The sequence below is a fragment of the Cellulomonas sp. C5510 genome (assembly GCF_019797765.1).
Lineage (GTDB): Bacteria > Actinomycetota > Actinomycetes > Actinomycetales > Cellulomonadaceae > Cellulomonas.
Map to the genome: position 1 here is coordinate 3,644,776 of NZ_CP081862.1, position 25,805 is coordinate 3,670,580.

Consider the following 25,805-nt stretch of genomic DNA (forward strand, 5'->3'; position numbering starts at 1 on the left):
TCAAGTCCGCACACTGTACGCACGCTCGCTTTGAAACTTCAACACTCATAGACTCTCCCCATGACGCAGGCGGACCCCGGTGCCACCCCGTGGCTCTCGGGCGAGCAGCTCGAGGACTGGCGCGCCGTCATGGCGCTGGTCATGACGCTGCCCGCCGTCCTCGACGCCCAGCTCAAGCGGGACTCCGGCATGACGCTGTTCGAGTACCACGTGCTCGCTGCGCTCTCGGAGAGCCCTCACGAGGAGGCGCCGATGAGCGACCTCGCGCGCCTCTCGCAGAGCTCCCCCTCGCGCCTCTCGCACGCCGTCTCGCGGCTCGAGGACGCGGGCCTCGTCACCCGCGGGTCGTGCGTCGCGGCCGGGAAGCGGACCAGCGCCCGCCTCACCCCGGCGGGACGGGCCCGCGTCGAGGCCGCGGCACCCGGCCACGTCCGCGAGGTGCGCCGCGTCGTCGTCGACCTGCTGGGCCCCGAGCGGTTCGCGGCGCTCGGCGACGCCGGCCGCGCGGTCGTGCAGGCCGCCGTGCCCGAGCTCGCGGCTGTCGTCGCCACGGCCGACGACCGAGCCGGAGCATGACCGCCACCGCGCACCCGCCGTACACGCTCGAGTCGGTGGCCTGGGACGACCCGCGGGCGGCGGCGCTGCGCGCGGAGATGGACGCCGAGATGGGCGAGCGGTACGGCGACCTCGGCCCGATGTCCGACGCGGCGCGCGAGGCGCTCGCCGTCGATCCCGCCACGATCCGGCACGTCGTGCTGGCGGTGGACCACGACGGCACGCCCCTCGGGCACGCCGCGCTGCGCGACCACCACGGCGCGTGGGAGGTCAAGCGCGTCGTCGTGGCCGCCGGTCACCGCGGCCGCGGGATCGGCCGCGCGGTCATGACGGAGGCCGAGCGGGTGGCCCGCGCCGCCGGCGCCCGGCGCCTCGTGCTGCAGACCGGGGACCGGCAGCCGGAGGCCGAGGCGCTGTACGTCGCGCTCGGCTGGACGCGCATCCCGACCTACCCGCCGTACGAGGCGCTCGCCCAGTCCCGCTGCTACGGCAAGCGGCTGGACTGAGCGCGGGGCTGCGCCCAGCGCTCGCCGAGCGGGCCCGGCACCCTACCGCCGCACCACCGCGACGCCCCCGGCCGCGAGGTCCGGCCCGCCGAGCAGCACGGTCCCCTCGACCCCCCCGAGATCCAGAGTCTCGCCGGACCGGGAGAGCAGGAACCAGAAGTCGCCTCCGTCACCCCTGCGCCGGGTGAGCTCGACGCACCCGCGCAGGTGCTCCGGCAGCTCCGAGACGACGCCGGCTCGCTCGAGCAGCCCCGCCAGGACCGGGCCGCGTCCGGCCGCGTCGAGGCGGGTCGACACGTACGCCGCGCTGCCGCGGCCCACGGGGCGCCAGGTGACAGCCGGCCCCTCCAGCACGCCGGGCGCCGCGTACCGGGCGAGGACCTCGACGTCCGCGGCGATCACGTCGACCGGCTCAGACCAGACCGAGCCGGAGCCGCCGGTGCTGATCGGGAGCGTCTCACCGTCGGGCAGCGGCCCGAACTCCTCCACGCGGATGCCCAGGAGGTCGCGGAACGCGCCGGGGTAGCCGCCGAGCCACACCCGCTCGGCGTCGTCGACGATGCCCGAGAAGTACGTCGTCACCAGGTGCCCGCCGCCGCGCACGTAGGCGTCGAGCCGGTCGGCGAGGCGCTGCGGGACCACGTGGAGCACGGGCGCCAGCACCATCGCGTACGGCGAGAGGTCGGCGCCGGCGGGCACCACGTCGGCCCGGACGCCGGCGTCCACGAGGGCCGTCCACCAGTCGAGCGCCTCCGCGCGGTACCGCAGCCGGTCGGTGGGGTGGGAGTCGAGCTCGCTCGCCCACCACGACTCCCAGTCGAACAGGATGGCAACCGGGGCGGTCACGCGGTGGGAGCCCGCGACGGCGTCGAGCGCCCGCAGGTCCCGGCCCAGTGACACGACGTCGCGGAACAGACGACTCCGGGAGCCGGCGTGCGGAACCATCCCCGAGTGGTACTTCTCGGCACCCGCGGAGGACTGCCGCCACTGGAAGAAGCAGACCGCGTCGGCGCCGTGCGCGACGTGCGCGAGGGAGTCCCGCGCCATCTCGCCGGGCCGCTTCGCGACGTTGACCGGTTGCCAGTTGACCGCACTGGTGGAGTGCTCCATGAGGAACCACGGCAGCCCACCTGCGAGCCCGCCGGTGAGCGACGCGGAGAACGACAGCTCGTCGCGCGCCTGCGGCCCCGGGTGGACGTAGTGGTCGTTGGCGACGAGGTCGACCTCCGAGGCCCACGACGCGTAGTCCATGCCGCGGGTCTCGCCCATGACCATGAAGTTGGTGGTCACCGGCACGTCGGGGGTGTGACGGCGCAGGACCTCCCGCTCGGCGACCAGGTGGTCCCGCAGCGCGTCGGAGGAGAAGCGCGCGAAGTCCAGCTGCTGACCCGGGTTGGGGTGGGACGCGGCACGGCGCGGTGGCAGGACCTCGTCGAACGAGCCGTAGCGCTGCGACCAGAACGCCGTGCCCCACGCGTGGTTGAGCGCCTCGACGTCGCCGTACCGGCGGGCGAGCCACGCACGGAAGGCCGCTGCCGCGTCGTCCGAGTAGTCGTGGACGTTGTGGCAGCCGAGCTCGTTGTTGACGTGCCAGGCGACCAGCGCCGGGTGGTCCGCGTAGCGCTGGGCGAGCTTCTCGGTGAGCGCCAGCGCGTAGCGGCGGAACACCGGCGAGGTCGGTCGCCAGTGCTGGCGCGCGCCCTGCGTGAGGACGGCGCCGTCCCGGGTGACGGGCAGCACCTCCGGGTGCGCGGTCGTCAGCCAGGGCGGCGGCGACGCGGTCGCCGTGGCGAGGTCCACCCCGATGCCGCCGTCGTGCAGCAGGTCCAGCACGTCGTCGAGCCAGCCGAACGTCCACCGGTCGGCGGCGGGCTGCAGGTGAGCCCAGGAGAAGATGCCCACGGAGACCACGTCGACGCCCGCCTCCTGCATGAGGCGGACGTCCTCGGTCCAGACGTCCCGCGGCCACTGCTCGGGGTTGTAGTCCGCACCGAAGGAGATGCGGCGCGGGGTCCCGGCCGGTGTGCGCAGCCAGGTCGGGCGGGTGGTCATGCTCGTGCACCTCCGGGTGCCGCCGCCACGACGGGCGCCGACGGCGTCGCGTGCGTGAGCAGCAGGTAGACGGAAGCCGTCCAGGTCATCGAGCGGTCGCGCAGGCCCGCTCCCGTGACGGCGTCGAAGTTCTCGGCCATGCCGGACGCCGCGCACGTGGCGACGAACCGGGCGGCCAGGTCCTGCGCGAGCTCGACGCGCCCACCGCGGGCGAGGCCGTCGACGAGCAGCATCATGGTCGGGGCCCAGATGGGTCCGCGCCAGTAGCCGTCGGGCTCGTACGGCGCGCTGCCCACGGGCTCCGTGGCGACGCCGTGCTCCGTGAGGTACCCGCCGGTGGTCAGCCTCTCGACGCAGGCGTCGAACACCTCGGCGGGCAGCTGCGGGCCCAGCACCACCGGCATCAGGGTCAGCAGGCTGTCGACGGTGATCGGCGCGCCGCTGTGCGTCTCCCGGGCGATGAACCGGCCGCCCACCCAGAAGTGGGCGAGGAGCCGATCCACGGTGGCGCTCGCCTGCTCCCGCCACACCGCGGCATCGGCGGGGAGGCCCAGGCGGTCCGCCATCCGGCCGAGGGTCTCCTGCTGGATCGCCAGGAAGGCGAGCAGGTCGGGGCTCTGGACGGGCACGACCTCCCCGAACACGGTGGAGTTGTCCCAGCCGCAGTCGTTGCCGTGGTGGTAGGACGGCACCCCGTCACCGGAGTGCACGCGGTGCTCGAACCACCACCGGGTCCACCGGGCCAGCGGCTCGTAGAGCGCGGCGACCGCCTCCGGCGCGAGCGCGTCGCGGTCGAGCAGCCAGCCGACGGTCCAGCCGTGGATCGGGGGCTTGACGAAGTTGCGTTCCACCACCGTGTCGTTGACGTAGTCAGGAAGCCCCCCCGACTCGTCCTGGTGCGCGAAGAAGCCCAGCAGGTGCGACGCCGCCGCCTGGGGGTCGCGCCACAGGGCCATCGCGTTGAAGCAGAGGTCCCAGCTCCAGATGTTCGTCATCCAGTTCTTGGACATGAGCATCGACTCGGCCACGAGCTGTCCCCCCGCCGGTACGAGGGCGGACCACGTGACGTAGGCGGCGAGCCGCGCCGCGTCCTCGACCGGGTCACCCGCGCCGGTCCCGGTGTGCTGCCGGAGCCAGGCCTCGTAGTCCCGTCCGGCCTCCTGCGCGACGGCGTCGAGGTCGGCGGGGACGTCCGTCGGCGCGGCGGTGCGGTGCTCGTCGACGACCAGGGTCACCGGCCCGGAGCGGGCGTCCAGCCGCAGCTCGGCGCGGGTGGTCCGCTCGCCGTCCCAGTCCGTGCTCATCGCCGCGTCCCCGGCCAGCACCCGCAGCAGGTAGTTCTGGTTCGCCCCGGCGTCGACGAACCGCCACGTCCTCGCGTCGAGCGGGACGACGACGTCGAACTTGTCGAGGACCTGCAGCTCGAGGGTGATGGCACCGCGCATGACGCGGACGTGCGCCCGTCCCGCTTCCGACAGGGCGACGTGCACCTCCGCGGACGCCGCCCGCAGCACCAGCAGCCCGGGCGCGACCTCGACGTCGGGCACCCCGCCACCCAGGTCGAACCGGAGGACCTCGCGGTGCGCGACCGAGCCGTGGACGTTGCGCAGGTAGACGCCCGGGACCGGCGCCCGCGGCGGCACGGTCACGGCGTAGTACGACCCGCGCCGGCTGAAGGGCGTCAGCGCGAGGTCCACCGGCAACGGACCGGTCACGTCGACGTCGGCCTCCGCGGGCCGCTCGGCCGTCGCGGTCACCGGCCCGGCTCCTCGGTGCCCGCGGGCACCACCGTGACGGTCCGCCCGGCCCCGACCTCGACGCGGTCGCCCTCGAGCGGCTCGGTGACGCCGTCGCGCACCACCCGGAGCCCGGCGGAGCCGGGGAGGACGGCGCTCAGGTCGAGCCGGAACGTGCGTGCCGCGTCCGCGCGGTTCTCGAGCGTGAACGCCCCGTCACCGACCTCGTAGCGCAGCCGGTACGCGGCCTGGTCGAGCCGGACCGCCCCGGGGCCCGCCAGCCGCGGGGCCACGAGCAGGTCGGCCCCGAGGTCCGGGCGCAGGCCGAGGAACTCGTGGACGAGCACCCAGGAGTAGACGCACGGGTACTCGTAGTAGTGGGCGGCGCCGTGCCAGGAGGTGCCGTCGGTGTAGTACGCGTAGTCCATGTCGTAGCGCTCGCCCATGACCCAGTCCTGCGACGCGCCCATGCGCGCGACCGCGGCGAGCTGGCCGGCCAGCGTCGGGCCGTCACCGCGCCGGTGCCAGTACGCGGCGTCCCAGCACCAGTAGCGCCCGGCGGCGCACAGGTCGTAGGGGCCCCCGTCGCCGATCTCGTCGTCGGTGTAGTCGCCGACGCGGGCCGACATGAAGGTCGGGAACCGCTGGAACTCGTCACGCTCCTGCTCCACCAGCTCGGCGACCGCCGCAGCCTGCTCGGGAGCGGCGGCGCCCACCAGGGTGGGCAGCACGTTCGCCAGCAGGTGGATGTGGTCGTGGACGCGTCCGGACCGGTCGACCCAGTCGACGAACCGCCGGTGCCCCGGGTCCCAGTGCCCCAGGGGCAGAGGTCGGGCGATCGCCTCGCCGAGCCGCTGCGCCAGCGCGTCGTACCGGTCGGCCTCGACCGTGCGCCCGAGCAGGCGCTCCAGCTCGGCGAGAAGGTAGGACGAGCGCATCGCGAGCGCCGCGGCCATGGTCTCGCGCCCGTCCTTGATGACCTGGTCCTCGTAGTACACGTCCGACCAGAGCCGGCCGTGCCGGTCGACGAGGTCCTCGACCAGGGAGAAGGCGCCCTCGAGGTCGGCCAGGTTCTCCCGGAGCCACACGACGTCGCCGGTGCGCGCGACGTACAGCCAGACGGACTCGACGATCTCGATGTTGCCCGTGACGAGGAACATGACCGCGTTCGCGGACCCGTCGAGGCTCGACCGGCGGACGTGGTACTCGCGAGTACCGTCCGGCTGGACGGCGCACGGGTCGCGGTACAGGCCCTCGGGGTCCTCGCGCACCATGCGCAGCTGGAGCTCCATCATCCGGCGCACGACGTCCTGGTCGAACGCCCCGCCCCAGGCCAGGCGGCCCTTGATCTGGAACTCGTGGTCGACGTCGGGGTACGTCCCGGCGTAGGTCGAGGCCAGGGTGCTGAGCACGTACCCCCGGGCGTCCGGGAACTCCGCGGCGCGGGTGCGTTCGACGACGCTCGGCACCATCGTCCCCCAGTAGAAGCCGGCGAACGCCTCCCCCAGCAGCGCGCCGTCCGGGAGGTCGAGCGCGTACCCGTCGCCGTGCACGTCGCACCGCGGCCGCGCCTCGTGGCGGGTCAGCGTCGCCTGTGCTGCGTCGACGACGACGGTCCAGCCGCCGGCCGTGCGGGTCGCCCGGACGGCGGCGTCGGCGGTGACCTGCCAGGCGGGCAGCGGCCCGCGCGGGTCGGCGGGGAGCGCCCACAGGACGCCGTGGCCGGCGACGGCGTCGCGTTCGTCGCCTGACGGCTCGACGACGTGCTCGCCGTCGAGCCGGCCCAGCGCGACGACCTGGCCCGCGGGCAGGTGCAGCACGACAGGGCCGCGGGGCGACAGCGCCCGGGCGGACCACCGCTCGTCGTCGAGCGGGGCCAGCTCCGCGTCGGTGGTGGGGAGGTGGGTCTCGGGGAAGGACATCGACCGTTTCCTGGGTTCGGTTCCACGTGCGGGTCGGACGAGGCTTGCGTCCGCTCCGATCGCGTCGTTACAGTGTGCAAACTTGCAACCGGGTGCCGCAAGCCTACATCAGACCCGCGTGCAGGTCAGCCCCCACCGAAGCGGGTCCACCACCGAGGCGGGTCCACCTACGAAGGATCGGGAGAACAATGACGTCGACGATTCCTCGGCGCGCACGCCGTGCCGTCGCCCTCGCGCTCGGCACGGCACTCCTCGCCGGCACGGCCGCCTGCTCCGGCGGCGACGCCGGCGACGGCGACGGCACGGCCGGCGGCGACGCCGAGCTCACCATCTGGACCTGGGACCAGCCCGGCGAGGGCCTCGAGGCCGCCGTGCCCGGGTTCGAGGCCGCCCACCCCGGCGTGACCGTCACGGTCGAGAACGTCGGCAACCCGGCGATCTGGGACAAGATCACCACCGGCATGGCCGCCGGGGGGCAGGGCCTGGCCGACATCATGAACATCGGCGTCGACTACATGGGCAACTACATCGAGACCTTCCCGGACGGGTTCGCGAACCTGTCCGAGATGGGTGCGGACGACCTCGAGCAGGACTTCCCCGCCACCCTGTGGGGATCGGCCCAGGACGCCGACGGCAACGTGTACGGCATCCCGATGGAGGTCAACACCAACGTCGTGTTCTACCGCGACGACCTGTTCGACCAGGCCGGCCTCGACATGGACGCGATCGAGACCTGGGACCAGCTCCTCGAGGCCGGGATCACGCTCAAGGAGAAGACCGGCACCGACCTGTTCGCGATGGACAAGGCCGCGTCGCAGGCCGACTCCGCCAACATGTGGCAGCTGCTCGCCCGGCTCGAGGGCACGTTCTTCTTCGACGCGGACGGCGACATCGCCCTCAGCGGCGAGGGGGCCGTGCGAGCCCTCGACTTCCTGAAGCGGGCGAACGACGCCGGCATCGTCGCGGACGTCCCCGGCGGCTGGGACAACCTCATGCGGCAGGTCAGCGGCGACGGCAACGTGGCGATCCTCCCCGGCGCGTCGTGGATGGCCGGCGTGTTCCCGGACAACGCCCCCGACCTGGCCGGCAAGTGGGCGGTCCGCCGCCCGCCGGCCATGGAGGAGGGTGGCTACACCGCCGCGTCCGCCGGTGGCACGTTCCTCGCCGTCGCGAGCTCCTCGCCGCACAAGGACGCCGCCTGGGAGTTCGTGCAGTACGCGCTCGCGTCGATGGAGGGCCAGGAGGCCGTCTACGAGGCGTCCGGCCTGTTCCCGAGCTACGCCCCGATGTGGGAGACCGAGGACTTCTCCGCCCCGAACGAGTACTTCGACGGCATGAAGGTCAACCAGCTCTTCATCGAGGCGCTGTCGCAGGACACGCCGCCCGACTACTACACCGCCGACTACGCCCGCGCGCTGCGCGCCTACACCGACGCCCAGACCCGCGTGCTCGTCTCCGGCGCGGACCCGCAGGAGGCCCTCGACGAGGCCGCCGAGCTGCTCGCCGGGCAGACCGGCCGGGACATCGCCGACTCCTGACCCCCCGGCACCGGCGGGCGCGGCCACCCCGGCCGCGCCCGCCCACCCCTGAGAGCGAGCCCCCATGTCCGTCACCGCCGCCGACGCCCCCGCGCGCGCCCGCAGGACGAGGTCACGCCGCCGCCTGCGCGCGCAGGCCACGCCGTACCTGTTCCTGGCGCCGGTCGTCCTGCTGTTCCTCACCTTCAAGGCCTACCCCACGCTGTACGCGCTGTACCTCAGCCTGACCACGCGCAGCGGGGGGCAGGACGTCTTCGTCGGCGCCGACAACTTCACGCGCCTGCTCGGCGACCCGCTGTTCTGGCAGGCGCTGCGGAACACGGTGCTGATCCTCGTCACCCAGGTTCCCGTGATGCTGGTGATCGCCGTCCTGCTCGCGGTGGCGTTCAACTCCGCGCTGCTCAAGGGCCGGGCGGTGCTGCGGGTGTCGTACTTCCTGCCGATCGTCATGGGCCTGGTCGCCTACGGGATCCTGTTCTCGGCGCTCATGAACTACCAGGACGGGCTCATCAACTTCGTCCTGGACGCCGTCGGGCTGCCGAAGGTGCCGTGGCTGGCCGACCCGTTCTGGGCGAAGATGGCGATCGTCGTCGCGATGACCTGGCACTACACCGGCAACAACGCGGTGATCTACCTCGCCCAGCTCCAGTCGATCCCGACCGAGCTCTACGAGGCCGCCTCCGTCGACGGGGCCACCGCGCGCCAGCGCCTGTGGCACATCACCCTGCCCGGCCTGCGACCGGCGCTGTTCCTCACGGTCGTCCTGTCCACGATCGGGACGCTGCAGCTGTTCGACGAGCCGTACGTGCTGACGAACGGCGGCCCCGACAACGCGACCTTGACCATCGGCATGTACCTGTACCAGAACGCCTTCCAGTTCTTCGACTTCGGCTACGCCTCCGCCATCGGCTACGTGCTGACGGCCATCGTCGGCGTCGTCGCCCTCGCCCAGATGCTCATCCTGAGGAGGCGGTCCCGGTGACCGGCACCCCGACCGGACCCCGGGGGGTCCTGCGCACCAAGAGCGCGTTCCTCACCGGCTTCATCGCCCTCGGCGCGATCATCGTGCTGGCGCCGTTCTTCTGGCTCGTCGTCGCGAGCACCTACCCGAGCAGCGACATCTTCGTCACACCCCCGCACGTCGTGCCCGGCACGCACCTGCTGGAGAACCTGCGCAGCCTGTTCACCAGCGCGCAGTTCGGCGCGGCGATCCGCAACTCCCTCGTGGTGTCGGTCGTCGGGACGGTGCTCAGCATGGTCGTCTGCTCGGCCGCGGGCTACGCCTTCGCGAAGTTCACCTTCAAGGGCTCCGGGCTGATCTTCGGCGTCATCATCGCCTCGCTCACGCTGCCGTCGCAGGTGACGCTGGTCCCGCTGTTCCAGATGATGGTGGGCTTCGGCTGGCTGAACTCCTACCAGGCGCTGATCCTGCCGAGCCTCGCGTACCCGTTCGGGATCTTCCTCATGCGGCAGACGATGCAGGCCGTGCCGGACGAGATGATCCAGGCCGCCCGCGTCGACGGCGCCGGGGAGCTGCGGATCTTCACGCGCATCGTGCTGCCCACCATGCGGCCGGCGCTGTCGGCGCTCGCGATCTTCACGTTCCTGGCCCAGTGGAACGACTTCGTGTACCCGCTGGTGGTGCTCCGCACGCAGGACTCGTACACGATCCCGGTCGCCCTCGCGGCACTGCGCGGCATCTCCTCGACCGACTACGGTCAGCTGCTGAGCGGCACGCTCGTGTCGGTGCTGCCTGTTCTCGTACTCTTCCTGTTCCTCCAGCGCCACTTCGTGTCCGGGCTGCTGGCAGGATCGGTGAAGCAGTAGCGCCACAGGGAGGACCGCCGTGACCAGCACCGCCCAGGACTCGTCGTCCTCGCGGAAGAAGAGCGGCCGGTCGCCCCTCGGCAGCACCAGCCTGGCCGTCGTGGCCGAGCTCGCGGGCGTCAGCGAAGCCACGGTCAGCCGGGTGCTGAACCGGAAGTACGGCGTGTCCGCGGCGACGCGGGCGACGGTCGAGGACGCCCTCCGCCAGGTCGGCTACGAGCGCCCGAAGAACCGCGAGCTCGTCGTGCTCCTCACCCCGAACCTGCGGAACCCGATCTTCGCGCACCAGGCCGAACGCATCGAGGGCGAGCTGACGCCCCACGGGCTGAAGGCGGTCATCTGCCCCGTCTACCCCGGCAGCGTGCAGGAGCGCGAGTACGTCGAGTCGCTCATCGACTCCGGCGTCGCGGCGATCGTCTTCCTGTCCTCCAGCAACACGATGGTCCACGCCGACCACCGCGTCGTGCAGCTGGTCGCGTCGCGGGGGCTGCCGTTCGTCAGCATCAACGGCGGGTTCGACGAGCACCCGGCGCCGGTGGTGTCCTCCGACGACTGGAAGGCGGCCGACCTGGCCGTCGGGCACCTGTACGACCTCGGGCACCGGCGCATCGGCCTGCTCGCCGGGCCGGTCGGCAACATCCCGGCGGACCGGCGCGTCGAGGGCTTCGTCCAGGCCATGGAGCGCCGCGGCCTGCCGGCGCCCGAGGACTACGTCGTCCGCCAGCACTTCAACTTCGAGGGCGGGAACCAGGCGGCGTCCCTGCTCCTGCGCATGGGCGCGACCGGGATCATCGGGTCGTCCGACGAGATGGCCCTGGGCGCGTACCGCGCGGTGGAACGCGCCGGTCTGTCCGTCCCCGGGGACGTCTCGGTCATCGGGTACGACGACTCGCCGTTCCTCGACTACACCGCCCCGCCCCTGACGACCGTCCGGCAGCCGGTCGAGCTCATCGCGGAGAACGTCGGGTGGATCATCAGCTCGATGATCCAGAACCGGCCGGTGGACTCCGCCGAGATCCTCGTGGCGCCGGAGATCCGGCTCCGGGGGTCGACGGCGCCGGCGCGCGATGCCGGCTGACGGAGCACCGACCCGCCGCCCCGGCGGTCGCACCCGCCAGGTCACCGAGCGCCTGTACGCCGCCGCGGTGGAGCTGCTCGCCGAGCGGGGGCTCGACGGCCTGCAGTACGACGAGCTGGCCGCCCGGGCGCAGGTCGCGCGCGCGACGGTCTACCGGCGGTGGCCGGACCGGGACGGGCTGCTCGCGGACGTCCTCGCGCACATCGCGGAGACGTCGGTGCCGATCACCGACACCGGCGACGTGATGGAGGACCTCACGGCGTTCGTGCACGCGTTCGCGCAGGCCGCGGCGTCGCCGGCGGGGCGGGTGGTGCTCCAGGTCCTGCTGCGGCGGGCGGACGCGGAGGGCGACCTGCGCCGAGCGGGGGTCGCGCTGCTCGACCGGCGCACCGCGGACCTCCAGCGCCGTCTGGACCGGGCGACCGAGGCCGGCCAGCTCCCTCCGGTGGACGCGGCGTTCGTCAACATGATGCTGGCGGGGCCGGCGCAGTGGTTCACGCTGCGGCGCGGCGTCGGCGTGACGGTCGCGGAGGCCCGGGCGGTCGTCGAGCTCGTCGTGGCCGGGTTGCGGCAGGCCGGGCCCGCGTAGCTCCCAGAACCTGCGCGCCGCGCGCTGCGTCGCCCGTTCCCGGCGCGGCCCCGACGCCCCGCCGGCCCGGGCGCCTTAACGAGATACTTTGTCTCGTCAACGGGCGGGAACGGCTCGCCCCGAGCGAGGGACCTCACCATGGTGGACACGTCGAGCTTCGGGTGGGACGGCCACGTGCCGCCGACGCCCCTGGAGGAGTACGCGCCGAAGTACGCCGACTTCTTCGAGATGCGCCGCGAGGGCGGCATCCTCGAGCTGCGCCTGCACACGGACGGCGGGCCGTACGTGCACAACTGGGCCGCGCACAACGCGTGGAACCGCGTCTGGCAGGACGTCGGCAACGACCCCGAGAACCACGTCCTCATCATCACCGGCACGGGCGACACCTGGTTCCGGGGCGACCCGCGCCAGACGTGGCCCAAGCCGCTCGTCGAGGAGACGCCCGACTACATCTTCCAGCAGACGATCGACGCCTGGAAGCTCATCGAGAACTTCGTCAACTGCATCGACATCCCCACCATCGCCGCGGTGAACGGACCCGGGATCCACACCGAGTTCGCCCTCATGTGCGACGTCACGCTCGCCGCCGAGGACGCCGACTTCATGGACCCGCACTTCATGGTCGGCACCGCCCCCGGCGACGGCCTGTCGCTGGCGCTCCAGCACCTCCTGGGGACCAAGCGGGCCGCGTACGCCATCTACGGCGGCACCTCCATCCCCGCGCCGAAGGCCCTCGAGTGGGGCCTGGTCAGCGACGTGCTGCCGCGCGACGAGCTGCTCCCCCGCGCCTGGGACCTGGCGCGCGACATCATGAAGCGGCCGCGGTTCGCCCGCTGGGCGACGCACAACATCCTCAACCGCCCGTGGCGCAAGCTCGTCACCGAGGACTTCGGGTTCCACTTCTCCCAGCAGTCGCTCGCGACGGTCGCGGCGAAGACCCTCATCCCGGACCCCGAGCTCGTCGCCGACGCGCGCCAGCGGAAGATCTGGTGACCCGGTGACCGGGGGCGAGGTGCGCGGCGCGGAGCTGCGGGGCGGGCGCACGGCGTTCCGCGTGGAGGGACCGGCGGACGGTCCGCCGCTCGTGCTGGTCCACGGCCTGCAGATCGGGCAGACCCTGTTCGACCCCCTGCGCCGGCACCTCGCCCCGACCTTCCAGGTCGTCACGTACGACCAGCGTGACTGCGGCGCCAGCGCCTACCCGCCCGCCGCCTACGGCACCGACGACCTCGCCGACGACCTCGCGGCGCTCGTCACCGTGCTCGGGCACCGCCGCGTGCACGTGCTCGGCACGTCGTTCGGCGGGATGGTGGCGCAGGCCTTCGCGCTGCGGCACCCCGCCCTGCTCGACCGGCTGGTGCTCGGCGCCACCTCGCAGGCGCCGTTCCGTCCGGACCGGGTGGCGGGGCCCGTCGCCGACCTGCTCGCCGCGCTGAGCTCCGGCGACTCCGGGCGCGCTGCCGCGCTGCTCGCGCGCATGGCCCCGGCCACCGGGCCGGCGACGCCCGGAGCCGGCACCGCCCGCGACCGAGGCGACGCGCTCGTGCGACGCTTCGCGGCGACGCGGGGCTTCGACACCCGGGGCGCGCTCGGTGCGGTCGTCGCGCCCGTGCTGGTCGTGCACGGGCGGGAGGACCCGACCGTCCCCCTGGAGGACGTGCTGGCGATGACCGCCGAGCTCCCCGACGCGGACCTGCTGCTGCTGTCCGGCGCCGGGCACGCGTGGGAGAACGAGGTCCCGGCCCGCGCCGCCGCGCAGATCAGCGCGTTCCTCCGGGCCGTGCGCTGAGGAGGGCCGGGCGCCGACGCCCGGCCCTCCTCAGCACTCCACGACGTTGACGGCGAGTCCGCCGAGCGCGGTCTCCTTGTACTTGTGGCTCATGTCGGCCCCGGTCTCGCGCATCGTCGCGATCACCTGGTCGAGGGAGACCCGGTGGTCGCCGTCCCCCCACAGCGCCATCCGCGCGGCGTTGACCGCCTTGGCCGCCGCGATCGCGTTCCGCTCGATGCAGGGGATCTGGACCAGCCCGCCGATGGGGTCGCACGTCAGGCCCAGGTTCTGCTCCATCGCGATCTCCGCGGCGTTCTCCACCTGGCGCGGGGTGCCGCCGAGCACCTCCGCGAGCCCGGCCGCCGCCATGGACGAGGCGGACCCCACCTCGCCCTGGCACCCGACCTCGGCCCCCGAGATCGACGCGTTCGCCTTGTACAGCGTCCCGATCGCCGCCGCGGTGAGCAGGAACCGCTCGACCACGTCGTCCCGGTCGGCGCGACCCGCCGGGGTGGAGTCCAGGGCGTACGACAGCACCGCCGGCACGACCCCGGCGGCGCCGTTGGTCGGGGCGGTGACGACACGGCCGCCGGAGGCGTTCTCCTCGTTGACCGCGAGCGCCACGAAGTTGACGCGCTGCTGCCAGTGCGCCTCGTCGTGGTGCGGGTCCTCGCGCTCGAGCCGCGCGGCCCACTCCCCCGCGCGGCGGCGCACGCCCAGACCGCCCGGCAGGAGTCCCTCGCGGGCCACCGCCGAGCGCACGCACGCCTCCATGACCTCCCAGATGTGTCGCAGGCCCCGCGAGATCTCGTCGTCGGAGCGGCGCGCGCGCTCGTTGGCGCGCATCACCTCGCTCACGGCGAGTCCCGTCGCCTCGCACACCGCGAGCAGCTCGGCGCCCGTGCGGAACGGCAGCGGCACGGGCACGCGGTCGGCGCCGTCCGCCGCGCCCTCGGCGGGGTCCTCCCCCTCGCGCACGACGAAGCCGCCGCCGACGGAGAAGTACGTCTCGGCGACCAGCTCGCGGCCGTCCGCGTCGGACGCGGCGAACGACAGCGCGTTGGGGTGCCGCGGGTGCACGGTGAGCGGGCGCAGCACGAAGTCCTCGACCCGGCACGGCACCGGGTGCCGCCCGTCGAGGTCGACCGCGCCGGTGCGCGTGATCCGGTCGAGCAGGGCCTCCGCCTCGTCGGGGAGGACCTGGTCGGGCAGGGCGCCGGCGAGCCCGAGGAGGATCGCGGTGAACGTCCCGTGCCCCGCGCCGGTGGCGGCGAGGGAGCCGAGGACGTCGACCCGCAGCGCGTGCACCCGCTCGAGCGTCCCCGCGTCCGCCAGCCGCCGCGCGAAGTCGGCCGCTGCCTTCATCGGGCCGACCGTGTGCGAGCTGGACGGGCCGATGCCGATCGTGAACAGGTCGAAGACCCCGACGGTCTGCTGCGTCTCCATGTCACGCGACGATAGGTACCGCGTCCGCTGCCGCCAACGCCGTGCAGGATCGGCGCCTCAGCGAGCGTCGTCGCGCGCGAAGTCATTCAGGAGCGGGACGACGGTGCCGGTCGCGTGCCCGTGCTGGTCGAGCACCCTGCCTTCCTTCTTCAGGCTGCGCAGGACCACGGAGCGGTCGGCGATCGAGACGTCGGGCACCCGCTTGCCGATGGCCACCTCCAGGCGCTGGACGTCGGCGAGCGTCCGCATCCACACCGAGAGCACCAGGTTGTACGGGCCGATCGTCGACACGGCCAGGCGCACCTCCCCGAGCCGGGTGAGCGCCGCACCGACCCGCTCCGTCAGCGCCGCCGGCACCCGCAGGAAGTACCACGCGTGCACCGGCCAGCCCGAGTGCGCCCGCGCGATCTCCGTGCGGACCTCCAGGCGCCCGCGCGCGGTCAGCGCCGCCATCGACTCCCTGACCCGGCGCTGCCCCACGTCCAGCGTCCGCGCGATCGTGGCCACCGTCGCGCGGCCGTCGCGAGCGAGCAGCGTGAGCAGCGCGTCCTCGAGCTGCGGGTCCACCCGCAGCCGCGCCGCGCCCGGCGCCGTGACGGTGCGGCCCACCGCTGCCACCTCCTCCGGGGACAGCGCGCCCAGCCGCCACTGCCCCGCGTCGGTGAAGGGCGACGAGAGCAGGTGCGTGCGCGTGGCCCGCACCCCGTCCAGCTCCCGCATCCGCCCGATGACGTAGTCGCCCAGCGCGGTCAGGTCAGGGGCGCCGACCAGGACGAGGAGGTCGCGGCCGCCCGCGGTGTGGTCGACGGTGAACGACTCGGGGTCCGCGGCGAGCACGTCCGCGATCTGCGGCGTGGCACCGGGCTGCGCCTCCACCTCGAGGATCGCCGCCGGGCCGCGGGCCGCCGCGCCCGGGAGCCCCGCCACCCACGCCAGGCCCTCGGCCGAGAGCCGCTCCCAGCGCCGCGCGAGCGTGACCGCGTCCACGCCCACGACGGGCGCCAGCGCGGCCCAGCGCGCACGCGGGCTGATCTGCAGCGCGTGGATCATGCGCCGGTCGACCTCGTCGAGGCTGCGTCCCTGCACCAGGCTGCGGGTGGCCGTCATGATCCTTCACCCTACCGAGGGCACCCGCACGGGCGGGACATCCTGCACGCGACCCGTCCGCCACGTCGATCGAGGAGCGATGTCCGTCACCCAGCCCCCGCCCGTCCACCGCGCCCCCGACGACGTGCGCGCCGCCGTGCTCGCCTCCCGCGTCGCCTGGGCGGACGCGGTGCTCGGGCTCAGCGCCCGGATCCACGCCGCGCCGGAGCTCGCGTTCGAGGAGCACGGCGCCGCCGCCGCCGTCGCCGGCGTGCTGCGCGACGCGGGGTTCGCGACGACGGTCGGCGCCTACGGCCTCGCGACCGCCGTCGAGGCCACCTGCGGGACGGGTGACATCACGGTCGCCGTCTGCGCCGAGTACGACGCACTGCCCGGCATCGGTCACGCGTGCGGCCACAACCTCATCGCGGCGGCCGGGGTCGGCGCCGCGCTCGCCCTCGCCCGCGTCGCGGACCGCACCGGCCTGCGGGTGAAGCTGCTCGGCACCCCGGCGGAGGAGCACGGCGGCGGCAAGGTCCTGCTGCTCGACGCCGGCGCCTGGGAGGACGTCGACTTCAGCCTGATGGTCCACCCCGGGCCGGGGCACGACCTGCGCTGCGCCGACGTCCGGACCCAGGCCGTCGCGCGCTTCGACATGACGTTCCGGGGACGCGGCGGGCACGCCGGCGCGGCGAACCCCGACGGGGCCAACGCCGCCGGCGCCGCCACGATCGGCCTGGTCGCGCTCGGCCTCCTGCGCCAGCACCTGCCCGACGGCACCCGCGCGAACGCGTACGTGGCGGACGGCGGCGAGGCGACCAACATCATCCCGTCGACCGCGACCGTGCGCGCCGAGGTGCGCGGCGACACGCTCGCCGCCGTCGAGGACGCCCGCCGGCGCATCCTCGCGTGCTTCGAGGGCGGTGCCGTCGCCACCGGGTGCACCTGGTCCTGGACCGACGCCGAACCCACCTACGCGGACGTGGTGCAGGACCCCCTGCTCGCCGGCGCCTGGGACCGCAACCTCGCCGCCCTCGGGCGCTCCCCGCGGCCGTACGCCGGGCCGGCGGGCGGGTCGACCGACATGGGCACCGTGTCCCACGCGGTGCCCGCCATCCACCCGCTCGTCGCGATCGAGGGCTGCGACTCGGCGCCGCACACCCCCGCGTTCGCGGAGGACGTGATCGGGCCTGCCGCCGAGCGCGCCGCCGTCGACGGCGCCCTGGCGATGGCGCTGACCGCCGTGGACACGGTGGCGGCGCTGCGGGCCGGGGAGCGGCTGGGGACGCCGTCCGGGAGGTAGCGCGCGGGCCGCGCCGGGCTGCCCCGTGGCCGCGACGCGCGCCCGCCGGGGCGGCTCACACGCGCAGCTCGGCGCCCGCGAGCGACTCGACCTCCGCCCACACGCGCCGCGCCGCGTCGTCCCCCGGCTCGGCGGTCCGGGCGGGGACGGGGAACCGCGCCGGCACACCGCGCATCCCCTGGGCCGGGGCGTAGTACTCCCCGCCGCGGACGCCGGGGTCCGTCAGCGCGCGCACGCCGGGCCAGGCCGCGGCGTCCTTGCCCTGCGCCCAGGGCGTGTACGGGTTGCGTCGGTACGGGGTGGAGCGGTCGCGGATGCCGGGGCGCTCGGGCGTGCGCGCGTCGACGCCGACACCCGGGTGCGTGACCACCGACGCGACGGGCCGTCCGGCGGCGCGCAGCCGGCGGTCCAGCTCGAACGCGAGCACCTCCGTCACCGCCTTGGCCTTCGCGTACGCCACGATGCCGAGCCTCGGGACCCGCGCGACGTCGTCGAACCCGGGGCGGAACCGGCGGACGAAGCCCGTGGACGCGTGGACGACCCGGCTCTCGCCCCCGTGGGCCTCGGCGGTCGCGGCGAGCGCCGGCAGGATCCCGGCGAGCAGCCGCGCGTGCCCGACCACGTGGGTGCCGAGCAGCAGCGGCAGGCCGTCCGCCGTGCGGGCGCCCGCCCGCATGGACATGGCGCCGCCGTTGAGGAACACGCCGTCCAGGCGCGGCAGCGCCGCCAGCTCCGCGGCCGCGTCGTCGATGGCGGCCAGCGAGCCGAGCTCCAGGACGACCGTCCGCACGTGCGCGTCCGGCGTGCGGGCGAGGATCGTGTCGCGCGCGTGGGCCAGCCTGGCGGCCGACCGGGAGGCGAGCACGACGTCGGCGCCCGCCGCCGCGAGCTGCTCGGCGGCGAAGTACCCGATCCCGGCGGTCGCGCCGGTGACCACCAGCGTCCGGCCGTCCTGGCGCGGCAGGCGGAGCGGGTCCCAGGCGGTGCGGTCGGTGGGTGCGGTCGTCTCGGTCATGGGGCCCTCGTCTCGAAGCGGAGAAGTGGATAGGTCATCCGTTACCCGCACCGTACCGGATGATCCATCCGCTTCGACTAGGGTGGGCGGCATGCCCGCGCTCCGCTCCGACGCCGCACGCAGCCGTGCGCGCATCCTGGCCGCCGCCGCCGACGGGGACCGCGCGACCCTGCGCCTCAACGAGGTCGCCCGCGCGGCGGGGGTCGGCGTCGGCACCGTCTACCGCCACTTCCCCACCGTCGACGCCCTCGTCGAGGCGCTGACCGCCGGCACCGTCCAGCGCGCCCTCGACGCCGCGCGCACCGCACTGCGCACCGACGACCCGGCGGCCGCGTTCCACGGCTTCCTGGCCACGATGCTCGACCTGCTGCTCGCCGACGACGGGCTGCAGCACGTGCTGCTGGCCGCGGACGGCTCCTCCACCGCGGTCGGCGAGGCCAAGGCCGAGCTGACCCGCACCGCCGCCACCCTCCTCGACCGCGCCCAGCAGGCCGGGGCGGTCCGGACCGAGGTCACCCTGGAGCTGCTCATGCACCTCGTGTGCGGGATCGAGCACGCCGTCCGCCTCGGCGCCCCCGAGGACCGCGGCACCCTCACGGCCGTGTTCCGCGCCGGGCTGCGGCCGGACTGACACGACCGGCAGGCCCCGGGGCCGGCCGGCGGTCCCGCGACGGGGCCGGCGACCGGCGCGCTCGGTGACCGACGCCGCGGGCACATCAGACCACTGCATTCGGGACGCGACGGCCCCTTTCTCCACTCACCAGGGCCGCGATCACCACTGAGTGCCCGCGGACTGCCGACGGAGCAGGCGACCGTGGACATCCACGCAGCGCGGAGCTGCGCGCGACCCGGTGCGCGAGAGCGACCCGGGACGTCGCCCGCCACCCGTGGACGCACCACACCGATCTCCCCGCAGCCGGACACCCGGGCCGCTCCTGCTCGCCGCACCCCCGGAGCCCGCCCGAGACCGCCGGCGCACCGTGCCCGCACCCCTCCTGGAGAGAGCCCCGTGAACAAGCAGCGCCGCCTGGCCGCGGTCGTCGTCGTGATCGCCGCCGCCCTCGCGGGCACCTCCCTGCCGGCGGAGCGCGCGGACGCCGCCGCGGTCACCCCGCTCGAGCCGGTGTACAGCGACACGGTCTACGGCGGCGCGACCTCCGTGGGCAACGGCTCGATGCGCTGCCCGACCGCGGCCGACGGCGTGAACCTGCGTGCCGGGACGAGCTTCGCGGCGTGCGCGGACGCCCAGGCCGGCGCCGTGCCGGCGGGCACGCTCACCAACAACAACGACTACTCGATGCGCCACCAGGACGCGGACGGCGACCCCGCCACCTTCAACGCGTCCTCCGCCGTGCTGACCATCCCCCAGGGCGCCGACATCCGGTACGCGATGCTCGAGTGGGGCGGGCACACCGGGGAGTTCCTCCGCAGCACGGGCACCGTCTCGCCGATCCCCTCGTGCAACGTCGTGGGGCAGCAGTACGCCGCGCAGTTCCCGACCACGATGCCCGCGGCCCCGGCCGCGGCGACCCCCGAGGCACAGCAGCCCGGCCTGCAGATCGGCGGCGGGCCCCGCACCACCCTGACCCCCGACGCCGTCACGCGGGACTCCGGCGCGGCGTGGCCCGTGAACAGCGACCGCTTCTACACGGGCTCGGCCGACGTCACCACGCTGCTGCAGGACGCGGGGCACGCGGGCGACGTGACCGTGACGGTCTCCGACATCTGGGCGCCCCAGGGCGTGAACTGCGCGGCCGGCTGGGCGATCACGGTGGTGTGGGCGTTCGACGCCCCCGAGCCCGGCGTCGCCGAGTACGCCAACGCGATCAGCGTGTTCCAGGGGCACGTCCGCCAGGGCGCGGCCGACGCCGCCTCGATCGCCCGGATCTCCGGGTTCGAGGCGGCGTCGTCGACCTCCCGGATCGGCATCGTGGCCTACGAGGGCGACCGCGGGAGCGTCGGCGACCGGTTCTCGATCAACGGCACCGACGTCCTGGAGCCGACCGGGTACGGCACGACCAACGACTTCTTCGTCTCGGCCGCCGAGGGCAGCAGCGATCCCGCGTGGCCGGTGAACTTCAGCACCGACGTGAACGTGTTCAGCACCGGGCTCGTCCCGGCCGGGAGCACCGAGGCGACGCTCGGGTTCCGGACCAACGGCGACGGGTACTGGCTCCAGTCGCTGTGGATGGAGACGCCGGTCGCGAGCGTGTCGCTGACCAAGACGGCGGACATCACCACCGGCCGGCCGGGCGACCCCGTGACCTGGACGATCACCGTGACCAACCCGAGCCCGGCGACCCTGCACGACATCGTGGTCACCGACCCCCTCGAGCCGGCGTGCGACCGGTCCGTGGCGTCCGCGCAGGTCGTCGCGACGTCGTTCTCCTACACGTGCACGGGCGCGCTCCCCGACACCACCGTGGTCAACACCGCCACCGTCACCGCGACGACCGACGCCGGGGCGCCGCTGACCGCCCAGGCCCAGGCCACCGTCGAGGTCATCCACCCGGCGCTCTCGCTCACCAAGACCGCCGACCGCGCCCTCTACCGCGACGGCGAGCCGATGACGTTCGAGCTGGTCGTCGAGAACACCGGCGACACCGACCTCACCGGCGTGCGGGTCACCGACGCCCAGGTCGCGGCCTGCTCCGCCGACCTCGGCACCCTCCACCCCGGCGAGCTCCGGACGACCACCTGCACGGTCGCGGCACCGCTGGCCGGCGGCGTCAACACCGCCACGGCCACCGCCACCGACCCGCTCGGGAACACCGTGGAGGCCGTCGACGCGGTCGACGTCCCGACCGCCGCCCCCGCCCTCGACGTCCGCAAGAGCGTGTCCGCCGAGCAGGTCGAGGCCGGGGACACGGCGACGTTCACCGTCGAGGTGACCAACACCGGCGAGGTCCGCCTGGACGACGTCCTGGTCGAGGACCCGGCCGTCCCGGGCTGCTCGGCGGAGGTGGGGTCGCTCGCGCCCGGGGAGTCGCGCCGCACCACCTGCACCTGGCGCGGCACGACCCCGCAGACCTTCACCAACGTCGCGCACGCCTCCGGCACCGCCGTGCGCTGCGCCCTGGCCGCGCCCGCACCCTGCGAGGACCTCGGCATGCCGCGGCTGACCGCCGAGGACAGCGCGGACGTCCGGGTCGTCGCGGTCGCGGACCCGACCGACGTGCTCGAGGACGAGGGGCGTTCCGGTGACGGCGCGGGCGGTCCCGCCGCGCGGGTGCTGGCCACGACCGGCGTCGGCGTCACGACGGCCGTCGCCGCGGCGGCCCTGCTGGTGCTGGCCGGGGCGGTGCTGCGGAGCCGCCGCCGGGCGTGACGGGCGCGCCGCCGGACCGGCCCCGGACCTGCGGCGCCCCGGCGGTCCGCGCTACGACGCGATGAGCAGCCCGCGCTGGAACCCGTCGGTGAGCCGCCGGGCGGCCGAGGACCGGCCGCCCCCGAGGCGACGCGACCGCCCGACGACGACCAGGTCGGCCTGCTCGACCCGCGCGAGCTCCGCGAGCTCGCCGACGACGTCGCCGGACGGGAGGTGCAGCCGGCCGCGGACCCCCGTGCGGCGGAACGCGTCGGTGACCTCGGCGGCGACCTCGGCCGCGACGTCGTCGCTCGACGCGCGGAGCACGGCGCCGACGTCCCAGCAGAACATCGACATGGACGTCAGCGCGAACGACGACCAGTGCACGAACGGGCGCACGTAGCAGACGCTGAGCGTGGCGGACTCCCGCTCCGCGAGGCCCAGGCTGAAGGCGAGGGCACGGGACGACCTCTCGCGGCCGTCGACGCCGACGACGATCGTGCGCAGGCTCATCGCGCCACCTCGTCCCGCGGCAGCAGGCGGACAGGTGCGGGCGTGCGTGTCGCGGTCATGCCCCGAGTAGACCCGCCGGACGGCGCGGCGCGGAACACGTAAAGTTCTCCGTGATGTCTGTTTCTCGCCATTCGTCCCGGCTGGGCGGAGCTGCTGGAGTCCGAGGCGCGCGGACCGGACGGCGCGCGGGCCGGGGCGTCGGCCGGCGGAGCCTTCCTCATCGAGCACGCGGCGGTCTCCCCGGACCACGCGCACCGGCAGGGCCACCTCGTCCACGCCGCCTCGGGCGTGCTCTCCCTCATGACCGAGCACGGGGCCTGGATCGCCCCGGCGACCCGGTTCGCGTGGGTGCCCGCGGGCTTCGTCCACCGCCACCGCGCTCACGGGCGCACCGACATGCGCATCGTGTACCTCGACGACGCCCTCGCGGCGGAGCTCCCCCCGCGACCGGCGGTGCTGGTCGCCACGCCGCTGGCCCGGGAGGCCGTGCTCGCCGCCACCGCGGGCCCACCCCGTCCGGCGGCCGCGACGGAGCACCTCCTGCGCGTCGTGGTGGACGAGGCGACGGCGGCCCCGGAGCAGCCGCTGCACCTACCGGAGCCCCGCGACCGCCGCCTGCGGGAGGTCACCCGGATCGTCGACCGGGACCTCGCCGCGCCGGTGTCACTGCAGGACGTCGCTACGGCGGTCGGCGTCGGGGCACGGACCCTCAGCCGGCTGTTCCGGGCGGAGACCGGGATGGGCTACCGGCAGTGGCGGCTGCAGCTCCGGGTGCACCGCGCGCTCGTGCTCCTCGCCGGCGGTGCGAGCGTCACCGACACCGCGGCAGCGTGCGGCTGGGCGACGACGAGCCAGTTCATCGCGCAGTTCACCCCGCTCGTCGGCACGACCCCGGGGCGGTACCGGGCCGGCGACGGGACGCGCTGACCGCCCCGGAGAGCACCTCGGGGCCTGTGCCCGCCGCGGTGGACGACGGATCAGCTCGCGCGGCGGCGGTGGCGCACCAGCAGCAGACCGAGGGCGATCACGACGGCGGCCCCGGCACCCCAGGGGGCCAGCTCGGCGCCGGTCGTCGCCAGGACCTCGCTGCGGACAGCCCCCGTCGCGGAGCCGCTGCTGGACACACCGCTGCGACCGGACGGGGTCCCGTCCCCGTCACCGGGGCTGGGCGTCGCCGGCTCCGTGGGCGCGGGCGCAGGGTCGGTCGGGGTCGGGTCGGTCGGGGCCGGGTCGGTCGGCTCGTGCGCCACGACCTCGAAGTCCACCGAGGCCGCCCCCGAGACCGCCGTCGCCGTGACCGTGTGCCGGCCGGCGGGCGTGCCCGCGGGCACGTCGAACTGCAGGCGGATCTCCCCTGCGTCGTCCGCGGCGACCGTCCCCAGGCTGTGCGGGACCGACGACAGCACGAGCTCGACGCCCTCGCCCGGGGCGAAACCCGTCCCGGCGACCGTCTGCTGCTCGCCCGCCAGCCGCTGCGCGTGGGCGACCTCCAGGGCAACCTGCCCGATCGGCGCACGGGTGACGTGCAGCGTGACCGTGCGCCTCGCCGCGGGCTCGACGCCGTTCGCCGCCGCGAGGGTGAACGTGAACTGCCCGGTCCGGGTCGGCACGCCCGCGAGCACGCCGGTGGCGGACAGGGCCAGACCATCCGGCACGGAGCCGTCGACGACCTCCACCGCACCCGGCGCCGGTGCACCGCCGATATCGAAGGCGAACTCGTAGGTCTCGCCCAGTACACCGGGCGCAGGGTCTCCCTGGATCGTCGCCGCCCGGGCAGCCTCCACCGCCCACAGGAACATCTGCTGGTCCGGGGCCCCACCCGGCGTCTTCGCCGAGGCGAACACGGCCCACAAGCCGTCGGTGGTCGGCGTCCCGGAGATCAGGCCCGTCGTGGGGTCGAGCGTCACGCCCGACGGAAGGCCGCTCGCCGCGTACACTACGGCTTCGCCGGCGGGGTCGACGGTCGCGTCGAGCTGCACCGCGACGGGGAAGCCGACGACGTCGTCGCCCTCCGGGGACCCGAAGCGGTCAGGGACGGGCTGCAGGTCGACGGTCACGTACCGGAGCACCACGAGGTTGCCCACCGGCGTCCCCCGGTACTCACTGGTGTCGCCGGCGACCAAGTAGCCGCCGTCGGGGAGCACGACGACCTCCTCCACCAGGCCGCTGGCGTTGCCGCCGAACCGGCCGACCACGGACGTGAACCCGAGGTCCGCCCGCAGCTCGGTGTCCAGCCGCAGCAGCTCCCCGAGCTGGGCCCCCTCCCCAGTCGTGAAGCGGCCCGCGAACAGGTAGCCGCCTTCCACCTCGGAGATCGCCGTGACCAGGGAGTCGGCGCTCAGGAGCCCGGAGGCTCGTGCGGCCACCTCCGTGTCCAGGCGCAGGTCGGCGCCCAGCCGAGCGAACGCGGTCGACGGGGTGCCCTGGAACCCGTCGAAGGATCCACCGACCACGTAGCCGCCGTCCGAGGTCGGGACGATCACCTCGACGCTGCCGTCGAACCCGGTCCCGACCGCTGCCGCGAACTCCGGGTCGAGCCGGAGATCGGCGTCCAGGCGGACCAGCGTCCCCACGGGCTCGCCCCGGAACCGGTCGAACGCACCACCGACCAGCAACCCGCCGTCCGCTTCGGGCGCGATCGTCTCGATGGCGCTGCCGAAGGACGGGTCCGAGGAGTCGAACGCCGTCGGGCCGCCCAGGGCGTCCTGGAAGTCGGTGTCCAGGCGGAGGTCGGCGTCCAGACGGATCAGGTCGGCCAGCGCCACGCCGTCCAAGCTGAAGAGGTCTCCGGCGACCAGGAACCCGCCGTCGTCCAGCGGCTCGACGTCGCGGACGACCCCGGAGAGGCGGGCGTACTCGGTCCCGAACCGCTCGCTGAACTCGTGGTCCAGCTCGAGGTCGGCGTCGAGACGCACGAGCGGGCCCACCGGCGTGCCCTGGTAGCTCCAGAACAGCCCTCCGACGACGTAGCCGCCGTCGTCCAGCGGTGTCACCGTCAGGACCGTCCCGTCGAAGCCGCTCCCCAGGCGCGCCTGGATCGCCTCGTCGACGACCAGCGACGTGCGCGCGGCGTGCGCCGGAGCGGTCCCGAAGGTCAGCACGGCGACGAGCGCCGCGACGACGACGGCGACGGCGCGACGTGCCGGCCCCGTCGCCCGACCCGGTCGGCCGTCACCGACCCGGGTGACGACCGTGCTTGCTGCGGACGCGTTCACGTCTCCGCTCCTTCGTGTCGAGTGCCCGAGGGGCGCACGTCGGCGGGTGTCGACGGCGGGTCTCGAGCGGTGGGGGCGTCGGCCGTGTGCGCACCACGCGCACCCAGGACCTGCACCCGACGGGGCAGGGGGTCGCGGTCGGCGCATCCGGTGGGCGTTCTGCCGGCGGAGCGCTGGCTCGTCGCGTGTTCCTACGGTGACAGGGCGCAGACCACTCAGCCGCGGGGGCCCGGCGCGAGTAAGTGGTCAGCAGGCGGAATTGAGGGGTCGGGGCGCGGAGATGAGTGGAGGCGTCCACCCCACGTCGGCAGCGCGGCTGAGTGGGCCCGGCGGGGAGCACCTGCGG

General features: G+C 74.5%; 21 protein-coding genes. 13 read left to right on the forward strand and 8 right to left on the reverse strand.

The annotated features are described in order from the left end of the window. The first annotated feature begins 60 nt into the window (after positions 1-60). A complete protein-coding gene (locus tag K5O09_RS16785; RefSeq protein ID WP_222170609.1) occupies positions 61-576 on the forward strand; it encodes a MarR family winged helix-turn-helix transcriptional regulator in 516 nt (171 codons plus the stop codon). After that, the gene (locus K5O09_RS16790) at positions 573-1,061 is read left to right on the forward strand and encodes a GNAT family N-acetyltransferase (protein WP_222170610.1); all 489 of its coding nucleotides are present in this window, start codon (positions 573-575) and stop codon (positions 1,059-1,061) included. The genes K5O09_RS16785 and K5O09_RS16790 overlap by 4 nt, the downstream gene beginning before the upstream one ends. 42 nt (positions 1,062-1,103) lie before the next feature. Here K5O09_RS16790 and K5O09_RS16795 read toward each other — a convergent pair whose 3' ends face one another. From K5O09_RS16795 to K5O09_RS16805, 3 genes are read right to left on the reverse strand one after another with little or no spacing between them, the layout of a single operon-like run. After that, positions 1,104-3,113, reverse strand: a complete 2,010-nt coding sequence (locus K5O09_RS16795; RefSeq protein WP_222170611.1) for a beta-galactosidase — start codon at positions 3,111-3,113, stop codon at positions 1,104-1,106. Beyond that, positions 3,110-4,870: an amylo-alpha-1,6-glucosidase gene (locus tag K5O09_RS16800; protein WP_222170612.1), complete on the reverse strand. Its 1,761-nt coding sequence runs from the start codon at positions 4,868-4,870 to the stop codon at positions 3,110-3,112. Before K5O09_RS16800 ends, K5O09_RS16795 begins: the two co-directional genes overlap by 4 nt. Then, complete coding sequence (locus K5O09_RS16805; protein ID WP_222170613.1) at positions 4,867-6,771, reverse strand: hypothetical protein; 1,905 nt, start codon at positions 6,769-6,771, stop codon at positions 4,867-4,869. The genes K5O09_RS16800 and K5O09_RS16805 overlap by 4 nt, the downstream gene beginning before the upstream one ends. A 188-nt stretch (positions 6,772-6,959) precedes the next feature. Here K5O09_RS16805 and K5O09_RS16810 point away from each other — a divergent pair, with 188 nt between their 5' ends. The 7 genes from K5O09_RS16810 (at position 6,960) to K5O09_RS16840 (ending at position 13,592) form a co-directional block, all read left to right on the forward strand. Then, a complete protein-coding gene (locus tag K5O09_RS16810; protein WP_222170614.1) occupies positions 6,960-8,309 on the forward strand; it encodes a sugar ABC transporter substrate-binding protein in 1,350 nt (449 codons plus the stop codon). Between the two features lie 64 nt (positions 8,310-8,373). Continuing rightward, a complete protein-coding gene (locus K5O09_RS16815; protein WP_222170615.1) occupies positions 8,374-9,291 on the forward strand; it encodes a carbohydrate ABC transporter permease in 918 nt (305 codons plus the stop codon). Next, positions 9,288-10,136 carry a carbohydrate ABC transporter permease gene (locus tag K5O09_RS16820; RefSeq protein ID WP_222170616.1) on the forward strand — a complete coding sequence of 283 codons (849 nt, stop codon included), beginning with the start codon at positions 9,288-9,290 and terminating at the stop codon, positions 10,134-10,136. The genes K5O09_RS16815 and K5O09_RS16820 overlap by 4 nt, the downstream gene beginning before the upstream one ends. Positions 10,137-10,155: 19 nt before the next feature. Beyond that, a complete protein-coding gene (locus K5O09_RS16825) occupies positions 10,156-11,214 on the forward strand; it encodes a LacI family DNA-binding transcriptional regulator (RefSeq protein ID WP_222170617.1) in 1,059 nt (352 codons plus the stop codon). Beyond that, positions 11,204-11,803, forward strand: coding sequence for a TetR/AcrR family transcriptional regulator (locus tag K5O09_RS16830; protein ID WP_222170618.1), 600 nt, complete (start codon positions 11,204-11,206; stop codon positions 11,801-11,803). Before K5O09_RS16825 ends, K5O09_RS16830 begins: the two co-directional genes overlap by 11 nt. Positions 11,804-11,941: 138 nt before the next feature. Further along, positions 11,942-12,796, forward strand: coding sequence for an enoyl-CoA hydratase/isomerase family protein (locus tag K5O09_RS16835; protein WP_222170619.1), 855 nt, complete (start codon positions 11,942-11,944; stop codon positions 12,794-12,796). A 4-nt stretch (positions 12,797-12,800) separates the two neighbouring features. Continuing rightward, the gene (locus tag K5O09_RS16840; protein ID WP_222170620.1) at positions 12,801-13,592 is read left to right on the forward strand and encodes an alpha/beta fold hydrolase; all 792 of its coding nucleotides are present in this window, start codon (positions 12,801-12,803) and stop codon (positions 13,590-13,592) included. Between the two features lie 30 nt (positions 13,593-13,622). Here the strand turns inward: K5O09_RS16840 and K5O09_RS16845 are convergent, their stop codons facing one another. Then, entirely contained in the window at positions 13,623-15,020 is a 1,398-nt protein-coding gene (locus K5O09_RS16845) for an L-serine ammonia-lyase (RefSeq protein WP_222170621.1), read from the reverse strand. A gap of 57 nt (positions 15,021-15,077) precedes the next feature. Then, a complete protein-coding gene (locus tag K5O09_RS16850) occupies positions 15,078-16,127 on the reverse strand; it encodes an Lrp/AsnC family transcriptional regulator (RefSeq protein ID WP_222170622.1) in 1,050 nt (349 codons plus the stop codon). 79 nt (positions 16,128-16,206) lie between these two features. On the opposite strand from K5O09_RS16850, the gene K5O09_RS16855 reads away from it, so the two are divergent. Next, on the forward strand, positions 16,207-17,409 hold the full coding sequence (locus K5O09_RS16855) for an amidohydrolase (RefSeq protein WP_222170623.1): 1,203 nt from the start codon (positions 16,207-16,209) through the stop codon (positions 17,407-17,409). A 55-nt stretch (positions 17,410-17,464) separates the two neighbouring features. Here the strand turns inward: K5O09_RS16855 and K5O09_RS16860 are convergent, their stop codons facing one another. Then, positions 17,465-18,424, reverse strand: coding sequence for an SDR family NAD(P)-dependent oxidoreductase (locus tag K5O09_RS16860; RefSeq protein WP_222170624.1), 960 nt, complete (start codon positions 18,422-18,424; stop codon positions 17,465-17,467). A gap of 91 nt (positions 18,425-18,515) precedes the next feature. Here K5O09_RS16860 and K5O09_RS16865 point away from each other — a divergent pair, with 91 nt between their 5' ends. Both K5O09_RS16865 and K5O09_RS16870 read left to right on the forward strand, forming a co-directional pair. Further along, positions 18,516-19,055, forward strand: coding sequence for a TetR/AcrR family transcriptional regulator (locus K5O09_RS16865; protein ID WP_222170625.1), 540 nt, complete (start codon positions 18,516-18,518; stop codon positions 19,053-19,055). 378 nt (positions 19,056-19,433) lie between these two features. After that, complete coding sequence (locus K5O09_RS16870) at positions 19,434-21,752, forward strand: DUF11 domain-containing protein (RefSeq protein ID WP_222170626.1); 2,319 nt, start codon at positions 19,434-19,436, stop codon at positions 21,750-21,752. Between the two features lie 51 nt (positions 21,753-21,803). Here K5O09_RS16870 and K5O09_RS16875 read toward each other — a convergent pair whose 3' ends face one another. Beyond that, a complete protein-coding gene (locus tag K5O09_RS16875) occupies positions 21,804-22,244 on the reverse strand; it encodes a universal stress protein (protein WP_222170627.1) in 441 nt (146 codons plus the stop codon). Between the two features lie 300 nt (positions 22,245-22,544). Between K5O09_RS16875 and K5O09_RS16880 the strand changes: the two genes are divergently transcribed. After that, positions 22,545-23,171 carry an AraC family transcriptional regulator gene (locus tag K5O09_RS16880; protein WP_255595818.1) on the forward strand — a complete coding sequence of 209 codons (627 nt, stop codon included), beginning with the start codon at positions 22,545-22,547 and terminating at the stop codon, positions 23,169-23,171. A gap of 50 nt (positions 23,172-23,221) precedes the next feature. On the opposite strand, the gene K5O09_RS16885 is transcribed toward K5O09_RS16880, so the two are convergent. Next, entirely contained in the window at positions 23,222-25,459 is a 2,238-nt protein-coding gene (locus tag K5O09_RS16885; RefSeq protein WP_222170628.1) for a putative Ig domain-containing protein, read from the reverse strand. Positions 25,460-25,805: the final 346 nt, after the last annotated feature.

Coding starts and splice junctions, on each gene's coding strand:
- K5O09_RS16850 (WP_222170622.1), bottom strand. CDS start 16,127: ATGACGGCCACCCGCAGCCTGGTGCAGGGACGCAGCCTCGACGAGGTC.
- K5O09_RS16865 (WP_222170625.1), top strand. CDS start 18,516: ATGCCCGCGCTCCGCTCCGACGCCGCACGCAGCCGTGCGCGCATCCTG.
- K5O09_RS16880 (WP_255595818.1), top strand. CDS start 22,545: ATGACCGAGCACGGGGCCTGGATCGCCCCGGCGACCCGGTTCGCGTGG.
- K5O09_RS16835 (WP_222170619.1), top strand. CDS start 11,942: ATGGTGGACACGTCGAGCTTCGGGTGGGACGGCCACGTGCCGCCGACG.
- K5O09_RS16795 (WP_222170611.1), bottom strand. CDS start 3,113: ATGACCACCCGCCCGACCTGGCTGCGCACACCGGCCGGGACCCCGCGC.
- K5O09_RS16860 (WP_222170624.1), bottom strand. CDS start 18,424: ATGACCGAGACGACCGCACCCACCGACCGCACCGCCTGGGACCCGCTC.
- K5O09_RS16790 (WP_222170610.1), top strand. CDS start 573: ATGACCGCCACCGCGCACCCGCCGTACACGCTCGAGTCGGTGGCCTGG.
- K5O09_RS16815 (WP_222170615.1), top strand. CDS start 8,374: ATGTCCGTCACCGCCGCCGACGCCCCCGCGCGCGCCCGCAGGACGAGG.
- K5O09_RS16785 (WP_222170609.1), top strand. CDS start 61: ATGACGCAGGCGGACCCCGGTGCCACCCCGTGGCTCTCGGGCGAGCAG.
- K5O09_RS16830 (WP_222170618.1), top strand. CDS start 11,204: ATGCCGGCTGACGGAGCACCGACCCGCCGCCCCGGCGGTCGCACCCGC.
- K5O09_RS16845 (WP_222170621.1), bottom strand. CDS start 15,020: ATGGAGACGCAGCAGACCGTCGGGGTCTTCGACCTGTTCACGATCGGC.
- K5O09_RS16855 (WP_222170623.1), top strand. CDS start 16,207: ATGTCCGTCACCCAGCCCCCGCCCGTCCACCGCGCCCCCGACGACGTG.
- K5O09_RS16875 (WP_222170627.1), bottom strand. CDS start 22,244: ATGAGCCTGCGCACGATCGTCGTCGGCGTCGACGGCCGCGAGAGGTCG.
- K5O09_RS16805 (WP_222170613.1), bottom strand. CDS start 6,771: ATGTCCTTCCCCGAGACCCACCTCCCCACCACCGACGCGGAGCTGGCC.
- K5O09_RS16810 (WP_222170614.1), top strand. CDS start 6,960: ATGACGTCGACGATTCCTCGGCGCGCACGCCGTGCCGTCGCCCTCGCG.